Source organism: Streptococcus infantis, from assembly GCF_047460685.1.
Classification (GTDB): Bacteria; Bacillota; Bacilli; order Lactobacillales; family Streptococcaceae; genus Streptococcus; species Streptococcus infantis_AD.
The window spans coordinates 140,557-157,374 of the sequence record NZ_JASHFS010000001.1; the positions used below are offsets into that span (position 1 = coordinate 140,557).

At 41.1% G+C, this 16,818-nt stretch carries 10 protein-coding genes; all 10 read right to left on the reverse strand.

Annotated elements, in window-relative coordinates:
- Window positions 1–247: 247 nt before the first annotated feature.
- The 10 genes from QM917_RS00625 to QM917_RS00670 all read right to left on the reverse strand — a co-directional run bounded on the left by QM917_RS00625 (window position 248) and on the right by QM917_RS00670 (window position 16,742).
- Complete coding sequence (locus QM917_RS00625) at window positions 248–1,132, reverse strand: ROK family protein (RefSeq protein ID WP_414284320.1); 885 nt, start codon at window positions 1,130–1,132, stop codon at window positions 248–250.
- Window positions 1,133–1,147: 15 nt separating this feature from the next.
- Window positions 1,148–2,065: a dihydrodipicolinate synthase family protein gene (locus QM917_RS00630; RefSeq protein ID WP_248035138.1), complete on the reverse strand. Its 918-nt coding sequence runs from the start codon at window positions 2,063–2,065 to the stop codon at window positions 1,148–1,150.
- Between the two features lie 164 nt (window positions 2,066–2,229).
- Window positions 2,230–2,880 (reverse strand): YesL family protein, encoded by a 651-nt coding sequence (locus QM917_RS00635; protein WP_070460764.1) that lies wholly within the window; start codon window positions 2,878–2,880, stop codon window positions 2,230–2,232.
- Window positions 2,881–2,900: 20 nt separating this feature from the next.
- Complete coding sequence (locus QM917_RS00640; RefSeq protein WP_311523630.1) at window positions 2,901–3,353, reverse strand: YhcH/YjgK/YiaL family protein; 453 nt, start codon at window positions 3,351–3,353, stop codon at window positions 2,901–2,903.
- A 200-nt stretch (window positions 3,354–3,553) separates the two neighbouring features.
- Entirely contained in the window at window positions 3,554–4,396 is an 843-nt protein-coding gene (locus QM917_RS00645) for a carbohydrate ABC transporter permease (protein ID WP_001183246.1), read from the reverse strand.
- A 15-nt stretch (window positions 4,397–4,411) separates the two neighbouring features.
- Complete coding sequence (locus tag QM917_RS00650; RefSeq protein ID WP_075227343.1) at window positions 4,412–5,278, reverse strand: carbohydrate ABC transporter permease; 867 nt, start codon at window positions 5,276–5,278, stop codon at window positions 4,412–4,414.
- Between the two features lie 233 nt (window positions 5,279–5,511).
- A complete protein-coding gene (locus tag QM917_RS00655) occupies window positions 5,512–6,837 on the reverse strand; it encodes an ABC transporter substrate-binding protein (protein ID WP_153225117.1) in 1,326 nt (441 codons plus the stop codon).
- 114 nt (window positions 6,838–6,951) lie between these two features.
- Window positions 6,952–7,650 (reverse strand): N-acetylmannosamine-6-phosphate 2-epimerase, encoded by a 699-nt coding sequence (locus QM917_RS00660; protein ID WP_001135642.1) that lies wholly within the window; start codon window positions 7,648–7,650, stop codon window positions 6,952–6,954.
- Window positions 7,651–8,037: 387 nt separating this feature from the next.
- Window positions 8,038–11,559 (reverse strand): SIALI-17 repeat-containing surface protein, encoded by a 3,522-nt coding sequence (locus tag QM917_RS00665; RefSeq protein WP_414284321.1) that lies wholly within the window; start codon window positions 11,557–11,559, stop codon window positions 8,038–8,040.
- Window positions 11,560–12,182: 623 nt separating this feature from the next.
- Window positions 12,183–16,742, reverse strand: a complete 4,560-nt coding sequence (locus tag QM917_RS00670) for an SIALI-17 repeat-containing surface protein (RefSeq protein WP_414284322.1) — start codon at window positions 16,740–16,742, stop codon at window positions 12,183–12,185.
- Window positions 16,743–16,818: the final 76 nt, after the last annotated feature.

A 16,818-nucleotide genomic window follows, 5' to 3' on the forward strand; every position in this document is an offset into this window, starting at 1 on the left:
CCCTAGCTTAAAACTCTGTTCCTAAGCTATTTATTTTTGGGTAAGTTCTTTTAGAGAAATCGCTTACATTTTTTGAAAATAAAATAAGGCTCAAATTAGCAAAAATTTTACCTAGAGTTTCTGCAGTATAATAAATATACTATATTATCCCGAAAAATGCAAGGGCTTCCAAAGCTTTAACTAGATTTTTACTAAATGCTTTTGCTACTATTTACCACTAAAAAAATCCTAAAGTGGCAAGGCCAGCTTAGGATTGTTTTGTTTTGAAGTGATAGTATGCACCAAGCATACCTGCAGTATTTTGATGATGCGCAAATTCTAATCTTGTTTTTTCCGCTAGACTTGGAACAAGCGCATTTTTTAGAGCTTTACGAATTTTCGGTTTCAAAATCGCTTCCTGCCCCATAATACCACCACCTAGTATAACAACCTCTGGATTGGCAACATAACAAATGTTAGCAAGACCTTTCCCAAGATAGTCTACCATACGGTCAATTCCCTCCATACAGAGTTTATTGCCTTCTGTAGCTTCTTTGAAAATTCTACGACCATTCCAATGGGCTACTTCTTCACCATGAGCCTTAGCTACATACTCAACCAAGGCAGTTGTAGAAGCTAAATCTTGGAAAGCCCCATCTTGCATATGCATATAGCCAACTTCACAGGCAGAATTACTAAATCCATGGAAAATCTGGCCGTCAATGATTAAGCAACCGCCGATACCTGTTCCGATGGTCAAACATAGCGTTATTCCTGCACCTTTTCCAGATCCAGAAACAGCTTCTGCTAGCCCTGCACAGTTGACATCATTTTCAATTTCACAAGGAACTTGGAAACTTTCTTCAATTTCTTTCTTAAATTGAGTCCCTGCATAGTTCGGGATCTGTGGACCAGCATAGAAAATCTCACCCTTATCAGGATCAACCATTCCCGCTGAGGAAATAGCCACACCTGTCACCGGTCCTTTTTCTAGATAGCTAGCGACAATATCTTTTGTTTTCTGTAAGATATGTGGACCGCCCTTATGAGCCTCAGTCGCTACTTCGTGAGACTCAACAAGTTGTCCATCTTGGTCAATCAAACCATATTTGATATTAGTTCCACCAATATCAATTGCAACATAATTAGTCATAAAGCCTCCTATTGATTAGAGGAAACGCTCCTTAGTTTCACGAATCAATTGAGCAGCTGCTTCTACAACTGGACGATCTTCTTCGGTCACTGGTGTAAGTGGAGAACGAACTGATCCGATATTAAGTCCTTCATTGATTTTCAAGACTTCTTTGATAACGCCGTACATATTTCCATGCGCAGCAGTCAATTTACCAATAATAGCGTTGATAGCATATTGCAATTCACGCGCTGTTTCTAGGTCTTTGTCCGCAATCAATTGGTTGAGTTTCAAGAAGAGTTCTGGCATAGCACCATAAGTACCACCGATACCAGATTTAGCACCCATGAGACGTCCACCTAGGAATTGTTCATCTGGACCGTTAAAGACGATATGATCATCACCACCAAGACTAACAAAAGTTTGGATATCTTGAACTGGCATTGAAGAGTTTTTAACACCGATAACACGTGGGTTCTTCAACATTTCTGTGTAAAGACTTGGAGTCAAAGCAACACCTGCCAATTGAGGAATGTTGTAGATAACGTAGTCTGTGTTTGGTGCTGCTGCACTGATGTCGTTCCAGTATTTCGCAACTGAGTACTCAGGCAAACGGAAGTAAATTGGTGGGATTGTTGCGATAGCATCAACACCCAAGCTTTCTGCATGACGAGCAAGTTCGATACTGTCTTTAGTATTGTTGCAAGCCACGTGAGCAATAATGGTCAATTTACCTTTAGCAACTGCCATGACTTCTTCCAAGATCAATTTGCGGTCTTCTACGCTTTGGTAGATACATTCACCTGAAGAACCATTGACATAAAGTCCTTGAACACCTTTATCAATAAAGTATTGCACCAAAGCACGAGTACGTTCTGGGCTTACTTCGCCCGCATCATCATAACATGCGTAGAAGGCAGGAATGACGCCTTCATATTTTTTTAAATCTGACATAGATTTCTCCTAAGATTTCTTATTTTCTGCTCTGGGCAGATGATTTTTTACTATTTTAGTATACACCTTGTGAAAAGCGCTTTCAATACATCTCAGCCACTTAGATTTTAATTTCTATTCATCTCCCATAGCTTTTCATGTTTGAAAGTAGTTTCATATCATTTTCAATCTGCTTGATATTTAGCAAACAATTTTTCCATTAATCCAGCTTGGCAAAAGGCAAGAAGGCCAAAGCCAAAAAGTAGAAATGCTGATCCACCGAGCACTAGAGTAAAGCCCGATAGATAGAGAAGCATCATGATTAATAAAATAATCGCAAACATCAAGAAGAACCACACGAAGTTAAAGCTAACTAAGAGCAAGCCCTTTTGAAGAACTTCTTTCCAAGTTAAGTCATAGCGTGCTGCAATTGGATAACTAGCCAACATAACTAGGGTTAAAAATATCAGTATTCCCAAGCAAATGGCTTTAATGAGCTGGAAGCCTAGGCTGGTTTGCCCCCAGAATAGAGATAAATCAACAACGCTAATCAGAAAAATTCCTAGTTCCAACAAACCTAACTGGAGACCTAATTTCAAATTTTGCTTAAAGGCTCTCATATAAGTTTTAAAAACAGGAACACGACGACTACTCTTAACTTCGAAGATTGTCTGATAGAGACTGATTTTTGCAACACCGATCGTCACAATAGGCAAACAAGACACAACAAAGAGCAGATTAACCGTCACGATATCTAAAACCTTCTCACAAAATCGCATAAGAAAGTTATCCGTATCGAATGCCGCTTTTATCAATCCAGATCCTTTATGTGCCATTGTTTGCTCCTCCTAACTGACTAATCGATTAAAATTTTAAATAAGTATTTGCGAACTTTATCTTCCATACCTGCATAGCCATTAGGCTGATGAGGTTCACCTGGGAAAAAGACTGCAAAATTGTGATAACCCAATAAAAGTGGGTATTGTTCGTGGCAATGAACAAAGCCGATATCACTAGCTTCGTCAAAGGCTACAGCCTCATCTTTGACACGAGAACCATAGCTAGAGTACTCATGCCCTTCAACCAACAAATGCAAATCTGCATATTTTTTATGATGCTCAAAGCGATCATTTTCCTCTTGGTTAAGAACATTTTCCTGTACAACTAAGAAAACCTTATCCCCATCAATCTCGTATTTTCCTAATTCAAAGCTATCCTTACGATGCTCATAGAGATAATCGATGGCCTTATCGAGATTTGGATGAATTCCCTTGTAAAAGCTAATGTTTTTTAAATCATCAAAAATCATAGTAATTTCCTTTACCTGATTGTTACCTTCAGACATACGATGTCTAGCCAGTAAGTTTATAAGTGTCTAACAAAACTTCGTGAAGCAAGCAACTCCTCTCCATTTTGTAGACACTTATATATCCTGTATTCTCTTAGTCTATCAACTATACTGCTGCATACTGATAAACAGATTGTACTATATTCAATTTTCGCAGAGTACTATCCTTTGACTGCTCCCATAGTAATCCCTTGAGTGAAGGATTTTTGGAAGACAAGAAAGACTGTTACGATTGGTACAGCTGCAAGGGCAGCCCCTGCCATGATCAAACCATAGTTAGTTGCCATCTCGGCCTGCATAGTCGCAACCCCGAGTGAGATGGTCAAGTTTTGACGTGAAGTCAACATTACCAATTGCATGAAGTAGTCATTCCAAGTATTGATGAAAGTGAAGATTGCAAGAGCTGCAAATCCTGGTTTTACAATAGGGAAGGCTACGCTCCAGAAGGTACGAATCTCGCCACATCCATCGATTTTAGCAGATTCGAGCAATTCTGTAGGAATGTTTTCACTGAACTGTTTCATAAGGAAGACCCCGAATGGCCATCCGATTAAAGGCAAGATAACTGCCCAAAGAGTGTCATGGATTCCCATGAAGTTGACGATACGTACCAATGGTACAAGGACAACTTGTTTTGGAAGAGCCATGGCAGCGATAAAGATTGCAAAGAGAATGCGTTGTCCATAGAAACGTTTCTTAGCCAATACATAACCTGCTAGTGAAGAGGTTGCACAAACCAAGAACATGGTTACCAAAGAAATGAATACTGAGTTCCACATCCATTGCAAGGCTGGGTTTTGCACCATCAATTGTTGGAAGTTCTCCATTGTTGGAGCTTTAGGGAACCATTGTGGTGGAATCATAATGGTATCTGGTTGTGATTTGAATGCACCTGTCAAGATCCAGTAGAATGGGAAGATAAACAGTACAGTCAACAAGAGCAAAATGATTGTTGAAATAACAGTAAAGGCTGTTAATGGTTTCTTTTGTTGTGTAGGTTGCATAGCTGTCTCCTTTCCTTAGTATTCTACATCGTTTCCGAGGATCTTGAATTGAGCGAAGCTGACAAGGGCAATCATAACTGCCAAGAATACACCAATAGTATTGGCATAGCCATATTCAGTCAATTGGAAGGCTTTTTCGTAGAGGTAGTACATAAGTGTACTTGTTGAGTAGTTTGGACCACCAGATGTCAACAATTGAATCAAGGCGAAACACTGGAATGAGTTGATGGTTGTAATGATTGCGATATAAAGAGTTGTTGGAAGGAGGCTTGGCCATTTAATCTTCCAAAACACTTGGAATTCAGTCGCACCGTCAACACGAGCTGCTTCTACAAGTGAGTTATCAATATTACCCATTGCAGCGATGTAGAGAATGATTGGTTGACCAACTGATGTTGTCAAAAGGATAATCATAATCGCCATCAAAGCCCAGTTTTTATCTCCCAACCAAGAAATGTTTTGGCTGATGATATGGCTTGACTTAAGCACGAAGTTCAAAATACCTGATAGTGGATCGTAGATCCATTTCCATACTACTGTTACGGCAACACTACCTGTTACTACAGGAAGGAAGAAGACGAAACGGTAGAAAGATCTAGCGATGGCATTTTGTTGGTAAGTTTGTGATGCTACAAAGAGCGAGAAGAGTACAACGACTGGTACAGACCCGATAACCAAGATTACGGTATTAATCAAAGATTTTGTAAACACAGGGTCTTTAAACATACGAATGTAGTTGTCCAAGCCCACAAACTCAAAGCTAGTCATCGAATAGTTGAAGAAACTTGTGATGAAGCCCATGATCATTGGAGCTAAAACGAAGACGGTAAAGAAGATTAATACTGGTGCTAGGAATGCGTAGGAAATAATAGTTTCCCGCATGCGAATTTTATTGATTTTCACAGTTGGCACCTCACTTTCACATAGTTTTGTTTTTTTGACTGTTATCTGACCCTGATCTAAAATCAAAATGAAATTTTTCTAAGATTCGTCAATGTAAAAACTTCATTTTAATTTTGACCTGTCAGTTGCTTCTATTTCAAACAAAAGTCCCCCTTTTCATACACAGATATGCTCAGGGAAAAGGGGGGAACTCAGTTTTTATTTAGGGCTTATTATTTAGCTGCTTTTTTGATTGTTTCATTCGCTTTTTCAGTGAATGCTTTCAATGCTGCAGCAGGTTGTTCGTCACCATTTGATACAGCTTGCAACATTGGGAACCAAAGTGTTCTCATTTCAGCAAATCCGTCGATTGTGTTGTAATATGGTGAGTAGTATTGAGTCCAACCACTGATTGTTTCCATACGTTTGTCATCGTAAAGTTTTCCAAATGAAGTACGAACTGGGAATGCTCCTGTACGAACTACGTCTTTAGGACCCCACTCTTTATCATCAGCGATAAATTGGATAAATTTCTTAGCTGCAGCAACTTTCTTTTCATCTTTGTTGTTAAATACTGCAAATCCGTTTACAAGGTATTCAAGAGCTGGTTTGCCAGAATCAGATGGGAATGGAACTTCAACCACTTCAACTTTACTTGCTTCCAAAAGTTTAGCTTGGATACCGTTTTGAGCTGGTGCCCAAAGGATTGTGTAAGAAGTTTGACCGTTTGCAAAGTTTTGGATGTCTGCTCCACCGTCAAATTGTGAACCGTTATTCAACAAACCATCTTTGATCCAGCTAGCTGCTTTTTCAAGACCTTTAACGAATTTAGGATCGTCAGTTGTGTATTTAGTTACTTCTTTATCAGTTACAGAACCGCCGTAAAGGTTAGAGATGAAGGCACGTGTTCCTTGGTCTCCCCCTTGACCAGAACTGAACAATGAACCTGGAGTGTATCCTTTATCTTTAAGTGCTTTCAAGACTTTTTCAAAATCATCAGTTGTCCAACCTTCTTTAACAAGGTTAGCTACACCAGCATCTTCCAACATTTTCTTGTTCATAGCCATGTAGAATGGTGCAGAACTGATTGGATACATGTATGCTTTGTCACCAGCTTTACTTGCTTGTACGATGTTTTCGTTGTTAACATCTTTCACAAATTCATCTGTAAAGAGGTCATTCAACTCAGCCAATTTACCATTTTTACCGTAATTGATGATACGACCTGGTGCATCGAAAAGTACATCTGGAGCTGTACCAGCTTCGATAGCTGTTGTGATTTTTTCTGGTCCAGATTTGAAGTCGATTGTTTCTAATTTAACTTTGATATCTGGATTTGCTTTTTCGAAAGCTTCGATGATAGATTTTTCATAAGTTCCAACACCGTCACCAGATTTTTCTTGAGTAAATACCGGGAATGCCCACCAAGTAATTTCTGTTGTTGCTGCTGCATCGCCTGATTTGGCAGCATCTTTGTTAGCGTCTGATTTGCCACAAGCAGCAAGTGATAGAACCGCAGCACCCGCAAGTACTGTACAAGCTAGTTTTCTAAATTTCATTTGTATTCTCCTAATTGATAAGCGTATCCATATTGGATAATGAGCAATGTCGACTTTGTATACGTTTTCATTTTTTCCTACTAATCAACCACTCTCCTCGTTTTTTATATTGTGTTATTTAAGACCCGCAACAAATCGTTCCGTAATCTCTTTTGGTCTAGTAATAGCGCCACCAACTACGATACCTCGCACTCCGTAACCTAGGATTTGCTTAGCTTGTTCTGGTGTGTGAATTTTTCCTTCAGCGATGACGTCCACCCCTGCATCACAGAGTTTCTTGATGAGTTCAAAGTCTGGGCCATCCACTTTTGGACTGTAAGAAGTGTAACCTGATAAGGTTGTTCCGACAAAGTCAATTCCCGCTTCAACTGCTGTTAGACCTTCCTCAAAGGTACTTGTGTCAGCCATCAAGAGTTGATTTGGATATTTTTCTTTGATCTGACGGATAAATTCTTGGATCTCCAAGCCATCATGACGTTCACGCTTGGTACAGTCAAGAGCAATGACTTCGATGTCAAGAGCCGCTAGTTCATCCACTTCCTTCATTGTAGCAGTAATGAATGGTTCTTGCGGTGGATAGTCCCGCTTGATAATCCCGATAATCGGAAGTTTAGTGACCTCTTTAATTTCCTTGATATCTCGAACACTGTTTGCTCGGATACCGACTGCACCACCTTGTTCAGCTGCTTTCACCAACAAGGGGATAACTCCTCCCGCTTCTGTGTAGAGCGGTTCATGAGGAAGTGCCTGACAAGAAACGATGATTCCATCTTTGATTTGTTCAATCAAGGCTTCTTTACTAATTTGTGGCATCTACTTTCCTCCTTTTCTTTTCCTTTGTGTTTATGTGACTATTATAGCTTATTATTAAAGCGCTTTCAACAACTTGTGCTAGAATAGATTGGAGTTTCAAAACAATTTTATGCAACAGTTTCTTCTGAAAGTAGTTTCAGGGATCTAACATCTATCCCAACACCTCTTAAATCTTAAAACCAGCCCTTTTTTAAAGAAAAAGGCCGTAACTAATTTTCGTTACGACCCTTTCTAACTAATACTCTTCGAAAATCAAATTCAAACCACGTCAGCGTCCCCTTGCCGTACTCAAGTACAACCTGCGGCTAGCTTCCTAGTTTGCTCTTTGATTTTCATTGAGTATAAGATTTAGTTTCACTAAGGAAACCTTCAATTTTAACGATTTGACTAATCTTCTTTTCTCTTCCCCAAAGCAAACATACCAAGGAGCATCCCAACAAGTCCTACAAAAGCAAGGACAGTGGCATCTTCACTTCCTGTCTTAGGAAGAACATCTTGACGAACTGCAGGTGCTTGATAAGTCTTATCTTGTGCCGTAGCCTGAGATACAATAGACTGCTGACCTGTGAACTCTGGGACTTCCTGGACTGCAGATTCTGCAGCATTGACTCCACCTACAAATTCTGGAAATTCTGCTTTTGCTGCTTCTACTGCATTCACACCACCTGTAAATTCTGGTACTTCATACACAGCTGCTTCACTACCATTGACTCCACCTGTAAATTCTAGAGATTCTGCTTTTGCTGCTTCTACTGCATTCACACCACCTGTGAATTCTGGGACTTCATGCACAGCTGCTTCACTACCATTAACTCCGCCTGTGAATTCTGGAAGTTCTGCTATCGGTGCTGCTTCTTCGCCTACTGTACCAATAGGTTCAGTATACTCTGGGAGCTCCGTTACAGCAGCCTCTTCGCCATTCACCCCACCTTCGAATTCTGGTACTTCATGTACAGCTGCTTCGCTTCCATTAACTCCGCCTGTGAATTCTGGAAGTTCTGCTATCGGTGCTGCTTCTTCGCCTACTGTACCAATAGGTTCAGTATACTCTGGGAGCTCCGTTACAGCAGCCTCTTCGCCATTCACCCCACCTTCGAATTCTGGTACTTCATGAACAGCTGCTTCACTACCATTGACTCCACCAGTAAATTCTGGAAGTTCAGCAATCGCAGCTTCTACACCATTAACACCACCTGTGAATTCTGGTACTTCGTTAACAGCTGCTTCACTACCGTTGGCAGCTCCAGGAATACCTGCTCCTTCAAGACTCACCGGAAGGTTGTGCATACTCTCGATCGCTCCAGAAGCAAGGCCAGTTATCTCCTGACCTAGATCTGACTTATCTATTGTGAATAGAAGAGTCTTAGTATCGTACTGGGTCATAAAGTTTATTTTTTTACCATTTGCCAACTGAAGTGTTGGGATTTTGTTAACCAAAACTTCTGAATCAAACTCTACTGCAAGAATTCCTGGCCATTTTTCAATAACATTTTTAACTTTGGTTTCTTTAGGAGAAATTCTTTCCTTCGTCAAGAAATCCCAGTTGAATTTCTTGAAGGATAGAGTATAAGGATTGCCACCAGCTTCATGATGTTCATACAAGAGACCAAATTCTTTTGGTCCGATCTGTTGAAGTGAGTTATAGGCATACTCCCCTTCTTGAATCAAATGATGATGCAGCCAAGTCAACTCGCCATCTTCTTCTACACGAGCCACTCGAATGTAACCATTCTTACGACCTGGGCCATTGGCATTTGCTAGAAGGATGTACTCTTTACCATCTTGAACCGTATGAGTCGCCGCCATTTGAACATAAACATCAGGTACATCATAGCGTGCTACATAGTTGTCCCATGTAATACCACCATCATTACTTGTCGCAACCTGCAAATCACCTGTCAAACCACGCATAAAGAGTTTCAACTGACCATTATTCAATTGAACAACAGAAGCTTCCGTATTTTGAGCGTAGTAATTGTTCATGTTGCTTGAATCAACTACTGTACCATCATAAAGTGTACGGTTATCATTGACACCGCCACCCATATGCCAAGTCTTACCATGGTCATCTGAGTAGATGATACGAGATGATTGAGAACCGTTGAGGTGGTTAGTACGGTTTGTCGTATAAACAGGAACGACGATACGACCTTTATGAGGTCCATTCTGGAGGGTAATGCCCACTCCAGGTCCCACACCTAAGAATTTCATCCAATCAGCTTTGACCATTGGGGTAATATCTTGTGGTGCAGACCAAGTCTTACCGTCATCATCACTGTAAGACATCCATAGGTAGCTGTCTTTAGCAATTCTAAATGGAGAAGTTTTATTGCTTGTAAAATAGATATTTCCTAGCAGTTGCTCACCCTGATAAAGATCACCTTTATCACTATAAGCCGGCTTGACTGGATTTACAACAACACGGTAATCCGTTGCCTGACCATCTGGTGTGTAGACAACACCATTTTCACGAATGGTATAGGCTCCATTTTCTCCTTCACGATAGAGAATTTGGTAGGTTTTCCCATTAATTTCTTTATAAGCTTCCTCTTTTTCAGCTGACATCCCAAAGATACCTTTTCCTTCTGGGAACATATCATAGACAGAAAAGATGCGCTTGGTTTCAGTATCTTGGGCTAAAACCATATCGATATTTACTGGTGAACCAACAGATGGATCAGTAGCTTTTGGATTGTCGCGTAGATTCGTAAGTGTGATACGATCGCCCCATGTTTGACCCTGATCTTCACTTCGTTTGACGACCATACCGATATCGCCCCAGTCATAGTGGTGCAAACGACGTTCGTCAGCTCCAGCAATCAAAGTTCCCTTGTCAGTCTTAAGGAGGGCTGGAATACGATAGCTATTAATGCCATCTGGATTTGACTGCCCATTTTTACCAGCTTCAAAGACATCCTTTTTATCTGTTATCTCAGCTCCTTCTGGAAGCTTTTTCTCTAATTCGGATCTTTCAAATAGGTAGCTACGATTTTGAACTTCTTCTGGACTCAAGGCACGATCATAAACAGTTAGATTACGAACTTGTAAACCTGCCCCCCAAACCATACTTCCTGCACGATTTGTGGTACCAATTTGCATATGATTCACATCAGGCATATCTTTGATAAAGCGTCCTGATTTCTTACTTGTTCGTGACAAAACTCCGTTTACATAGAGACGAACTTGCCCATCTGGAGAATCTGCACTTGGTCTTTCAACTGTAAAGGTTACTGAGTTCCACTGACCTGGTTTGACAGTTAATGGTGCGTCTGTGTATCTATCATAAAATTGGTCGCCGTTTTGATCGCGGCCCTCAATCAAGGCAACGTTGTTGTAAACAGCCATGGTGAAATATTCATTTCGAACCTTATCACTTGAGACTGAGAAAAGGTTGTAAAATGCTGGCGCAGAAGCATCTGGTTTGAACTCCATATGAATGGTCGCGTTTTGAAGTTGTTTCAGTTTGCCTAATTGCTCTGTCAGATCAATTCTATTGCTATTTGCAGCATTAGTCTCTACATCTTCCTTTTCAAGAACAGTATTGACATTTTCCAACTCTCTAGCATAGTAATCACGTGGAAGTGCAGCTGGATCTTTTTCGGTTTCTCTAGTTGCTGTTGCAGTTGTCTCTGTTGCAGTTGTCTCTGTTCCAGTATGTGCTTCTGTAGATGCATGTGTGACTGTATCTACCCCATTAGATTCCGTAACATTCTTTTCAACGATCTCTGCTTTTTCAGGCTGTTCCTTTTCGACACTAAGCTCGGTGGTCTCTTTACTAGTGACCGTTGATTCTTGTGCCAATACTGGCGATGCACCAAAAACAACTGCTCCAATAACGACTGAAGCGGCTCCTACTGTAAATTTGCGAATTCCGTATCGTTGTTTTCTATCCAACTGATTATGCTTCATCTTTCTTCCTTTCATTTTTAAAAATAAAGCGCTTTCTTTTTCGCTTAAAATTTTTAGCCATCTGACTAAATGACAAAAATTACTTTTTCACGAATGGTTACACTCGCTCTTTCAAATTTTCTCTCACTTAACGACCCATCGTTAACTAGAGTCTCCTACTCCTTTCAAATTTTATCTTATTCTCATTATATAATAAATCCTCCCCTTTTAAGAGAGATTGAGATAGAACAGATTATACTTTCAGTTTTTGAAACATAAGTTCAGACATTCGAAACTACTTTCGGATGCTTTGGATTTTTCTAACAGAAAATTGCTTCATTCGGTTGAATCGTTTTTTTAATGAACTTTATCTCAAACTTATACTCAATGAAAATCAAAGAGCAAACTAGGAAGCTAGCCGCAAGCTGCTCAAAACACAGTTTTGAGGTTGTGGATAGAACTGACGAAGTCAGTAACACATATACGGTAAGGCGAAGCTGACGTGGTTTGAATTTGATTTTCGAAGAGTATTAACTATTTGACTCCTGATTTATCTAGATCAAAAAGGCCGTAACTAGTTCTAGTCACGACCCTTTCTAATATAAGATCAAATTTCTCTATGAATTTCGTTGATTTTAACTATTTCATTGATCTTCTTTTTTCTTACCTAGGGCAAACATGCCGAGGAGTATTCCTACAAGTCCTAGAGAGGCAAGAGGAGCAACAGCTTCACTTCCTGTTTCAGGAAGAAGTTGATGACGAGCAGCAGGGGCTTGATAAGTTTTATCTTCTGCCATGGCCTGAACCACAATTGACTGTTCTCCCTTATACTCTGAGACCTCATGGATAGCAGCTTCTAGCCCATTAACACCACCTGTGTACTCTGGAACTTCTAACTTAGCGGCCTCTACTCCATTGACACCACCTGTGTACTCTGGAACTTCTAACTTAGCAGATTCCACTCCATTGACACCACCTGTGTACTCTGGAACTTCTAACTTAGCAGATTCTACCGCATTGACACCACCTGTATATTCTGGCACCTCTAACTTAGCAGATTCTACTCCATTGACGCCACCTGTGTATTCTGGAACTTCTAACTTAGCAGCCTCTACTCCATTGACGCCACCTGTGTACTCTGGAACTTCTAACTTAGCAGATTCTACTCCATTGACGCCACCTGTGTATTCTGGAACTTCTAACTTAGCAGATTCTACCGCATTGACGCCACCTGTGTATTCTGGGACTTCTAACTTAGCAGATTCTACTCCATTAACACCGCCTGTATATTCTGGCACCTCTAGCTTAGCAGATTCTACTGCATTCACACCGCCTTCGAACTCTGGACTTTCTGCCTTAGCTCCTTCTTCGCCATTGACACCACCTTCAAAGGTTGAAGTGTCTGACTTAGCTGCTTCTACTGCATTAACACTGCCTTCGAACTCTGGACTCTCTGCCTTAGCTCCTTCTTCGCTATTGACACCACCTTCAAAGGTTGAAGTGTCTGACTTAGCGGACTCTACTCCATTCACACCGCCTTCGAACTCTGGACTCTCTGCCTTAGCTCCTTCTTCGCCATTGACACCACCTTCAAAGGTTGAAGTGTCTGACTTGGCTGCTTCTACTGCATTAACACCTCCTTCGAACTCTGGACTTTCTGCCTTAGCTCCTTCCTCACCATTGACACCGCCTTCAAAGGTTGAAGTGTCTGACTTAGCTGCTTCTACTGCATTCACACCGCCTTCGAACTCTGGACTCTCTGCCTTAGCTCCTTCCTCACCATTGACACCGCCTTCGAAGTCTGAAGCGTCTGACTTGGCTGCTTCTACTGCATTCACACCGCCTTCGAACTCTGGACTTTCTGTCTTAGCTCCTTCCTCACCATTGACACCACCTTCGAACTCTGGACTTTCTGCCTTAGCTCCTTCCTCACCATTGACACTGCCTTCGAAGTCTGAAATTTCATGAACCGCAGCTTCCCCTTTTGAAGTTTCCACTGGAATATATTCTGGAACTTCATGGAAAGCGGCTTCTTCTCCGTTCACACCACCTTCAAAGGCTGGCACATCATGAACGGCTGCTTCGGCATCATTGACTCCACCTTCAAATTCCGGAACTTCGTTAATAGTTCCTGGTGGATTTTCTTCAACCTCTATTTCTGGAATTTCATGAACGGATGCTTCCTCGCTGTTCACACCACCCTCGAAGTCTGAGACTTCATTGACTGCTGCTTCAGCACCATTCACACCGCCTTCGAATTCTGGGACTTCGTTAATAGTTCCTGGTGGATTTTCTTCAACCTCTATTTCTGGAACTTCATGAATAGCGGCTTCTTCGCCGTTCACGCCACCATCAAAGGCTGGCACATCATGAACGGATGCTTCCTCTCCGTTAACGCCACCATCAAAGGCTGGATCCTCCTGAACTGTACCTTCACCATTGACTGCACCTGTAAATTCTGGGACTTCATGAATTTCCACTTTTGCACCATTTTTCCCACCAGGGACTCCTGCACCTTCAAGACTTACAGGCAAATTATGCATGCTCTCAATTGCACCATCAATAATTTCTGTAATTTCTTGACCAATATCTTCCTTGTTTACTGCAAATAACAATGTTTTGGTATCGTATTGCGTCAAGAAAGCAGCAAAGTTCCCATTTGCCAGTTTAAGAACTGGTGGTTGATTCACCAATACTTCAGAATCAAATTCTAGAGCAATGACATTTTTGCTCATCTCCACAGCATTTTTCACAGTTGCTTTTGTTGGAGCAATTCTATCCTTGCTTAAGAAATCCCAGTTGAATTTCTTATAAGACAAGGTGTATTCATTTTGAGTGGCAGTTGCATGCTCATAAAGCAAGCCAAATTCACCATTTCCAAGATCTTGCAATGAGTTATAAGCAAATTTACCACTTTGAATTGGATTGTGCTTGAGCCAAGTCAAATCTCCGTTAGCTTCCACTTGTGCCAAGTGTACCAAACCATTGTAACGTCCTGGACCACCTGCGTTGCTGAGAACGATATATTCCTTACCATTTTGTACAGTGTGAATAGCAGACATTTGAACGTAAACATCTTTGATTTCTGAATAGCGTTTTACATCTTTTTCCCAAGTCGCTCCGCCATCTTTACTTGTCGCTACTTGAAGATCACCTGTCAATCCACGCATGAAGAGTTTGAGATCCCCATTATTCAACTGAACAACAGTTGACTCAGTATTTTGAGCACCTGGATTATTCATGGTTGAAGAGTGAATTGTTTGGTTGCCTACTGGGCGGTTATCATTGACAGCTTCACCAGCGTGCCAAGTTTCACCATGGTCATCTGAGTAAATGACGCGTGAAGACTGAGAACCACTTAGGTAGGATACGTTATTTGTAGTATAGGCAGGGATAACAAGACGCCCTTTATGAGGTCCTGAATGTAAGGCAATACCTGTACCAGGTCCAGTACCTAAGAAGTGCATCCAGTCCTTACGAATGCCGTATGTAATATCTTTAGGTGCAGACCAAGTTTTTCCATCGTCATCGCTATAAGACATCCAGAGATAGTTGGTGTTTGAAACTCTAAAGATATTCTTGTCGCTATAATCGAAGTAGACATTACCAATCAGTTCTTCACCTTTATACAAATCACCCTTATCACTATAGGCTGGTTTCTTAGGATCAACTACAACACGGTATTCTGTCTTTCTATTTTCAGGGTCAAAGACTTCACCTTTTTCACGGATTGTATAACGTCCTGCTTCACCTTTTTTGTACAGAACTTGGTAAACCTTGTCACCAATTTGCTCATAGGCTTGTGGTGCTTTTCCTGGTAAATCTCTGACAGCTTCACCTTCTACGAACATATCAAAAATAGAGAAGATTCTCTTAGTTTTCGGATCTTGGACTAGGGCCATGTCAATGTTGACTGGTGATCCCGCATGAGCTCTTCTGGCATTCTCATTATCACGAGGATTTGAGATGACAATTCTATCTCCCCACGTTTTGCCCTTATCATCACTACGACGAACAACCATACCGATGTCGCCCCAGTCAGAGTGATGCAAACGTCTCTCGTCTGCTCCAGCAATCAAGGTTCCCTTATCAGTTTTCAGCAGAGCTGGAATGCGGTAGCTTGCGATACCATCTTTATTTGGCTTGCGGTTCTCACCACCTTCAAAAACATCCAGTTTATCAGTAACTTCTGCTCCTTCAGGAAGTTTCTTCTCCAACTCTCCTCTTTCAAAAAGTTGGCTACGTTTTTTAACTTCTTCTGGAGAAAGAGTACGATCATAAACCGTTAGATTACGGACTTTTAGATTAGCACCCCAGAAGTTTTTGCCTGTACGTTTTGTTGTACCGATTTGTACATGGTTGACATCTGGCATGTCTTGGATGAAGCGACCAGACTGAGGACTTGTTCGCGACAATACACCATTTACATAGACGCGAACCTGACCTTTTGGTTGGTCTGCATTTGGTCTTTCAACTGTAAAGGTTACAGAGTTCCACTCACCTGGCTTAATTTTCAAAGGAGCAGTTTTATAATCACCATAGAATTGGTTTCCATTGGCATCACGACCTTCAACGATAGCTGTGTTATCAAGGATGGCCATAGTGAAATACTCATTTACTTTGGTATCACTAGAAACTGAGAAAAGGTTGTAAAAACGTGGAGCAGATGCATCTGGCTTAAACTCCATATGAATGGTCGCATTTTGAAGTTTTTTAAGCTTGTCGAGCTCCTCCTTCATGTCAACTCTTTGACCGTTTGAAGGATTGGTTTCAACATCTTCCTTCTCTATAACAGTATTGGCATTTTCCAACTCTCTGGCATAAAAGTCACGGGGAATGTTTCCAACTTCTTCTTCGTCTTCACTCTCTGTAGCTGGAGTTTCGTTTGATGCTTCTGTTTCTGTTGGTTTTTCAGAGCCTGGGTTTGCTTGCAACTCTTCACGGCTCACTTCTGTTCCACTATTATTTACTGTGGTTACTTGACCTGCAAGCTCCTTATCTAAATTAGCTAGACTTCCTGTCTCTACTTCCTTAGGCAATTCTGGCAAAGATTGCCCCGCTGTTTCACCATTCGCTGATGGTACCTCTTGAGCCAAAGCAGGGGCAGCACCAAAAACAACCGCTCCAATCACTACTGAAGCTGCTCCAACTGCAAATTTCCGAATTCCATATCGCTGTTTTCTATCAAAATGTCTCTGTTTCATGTGTTCTCTTCCGTTATTTTAAAAAATAAAGCGCTTTCTTTTTTGCTTAAAATTTTTAGCCTTTCAGACTAGCTGC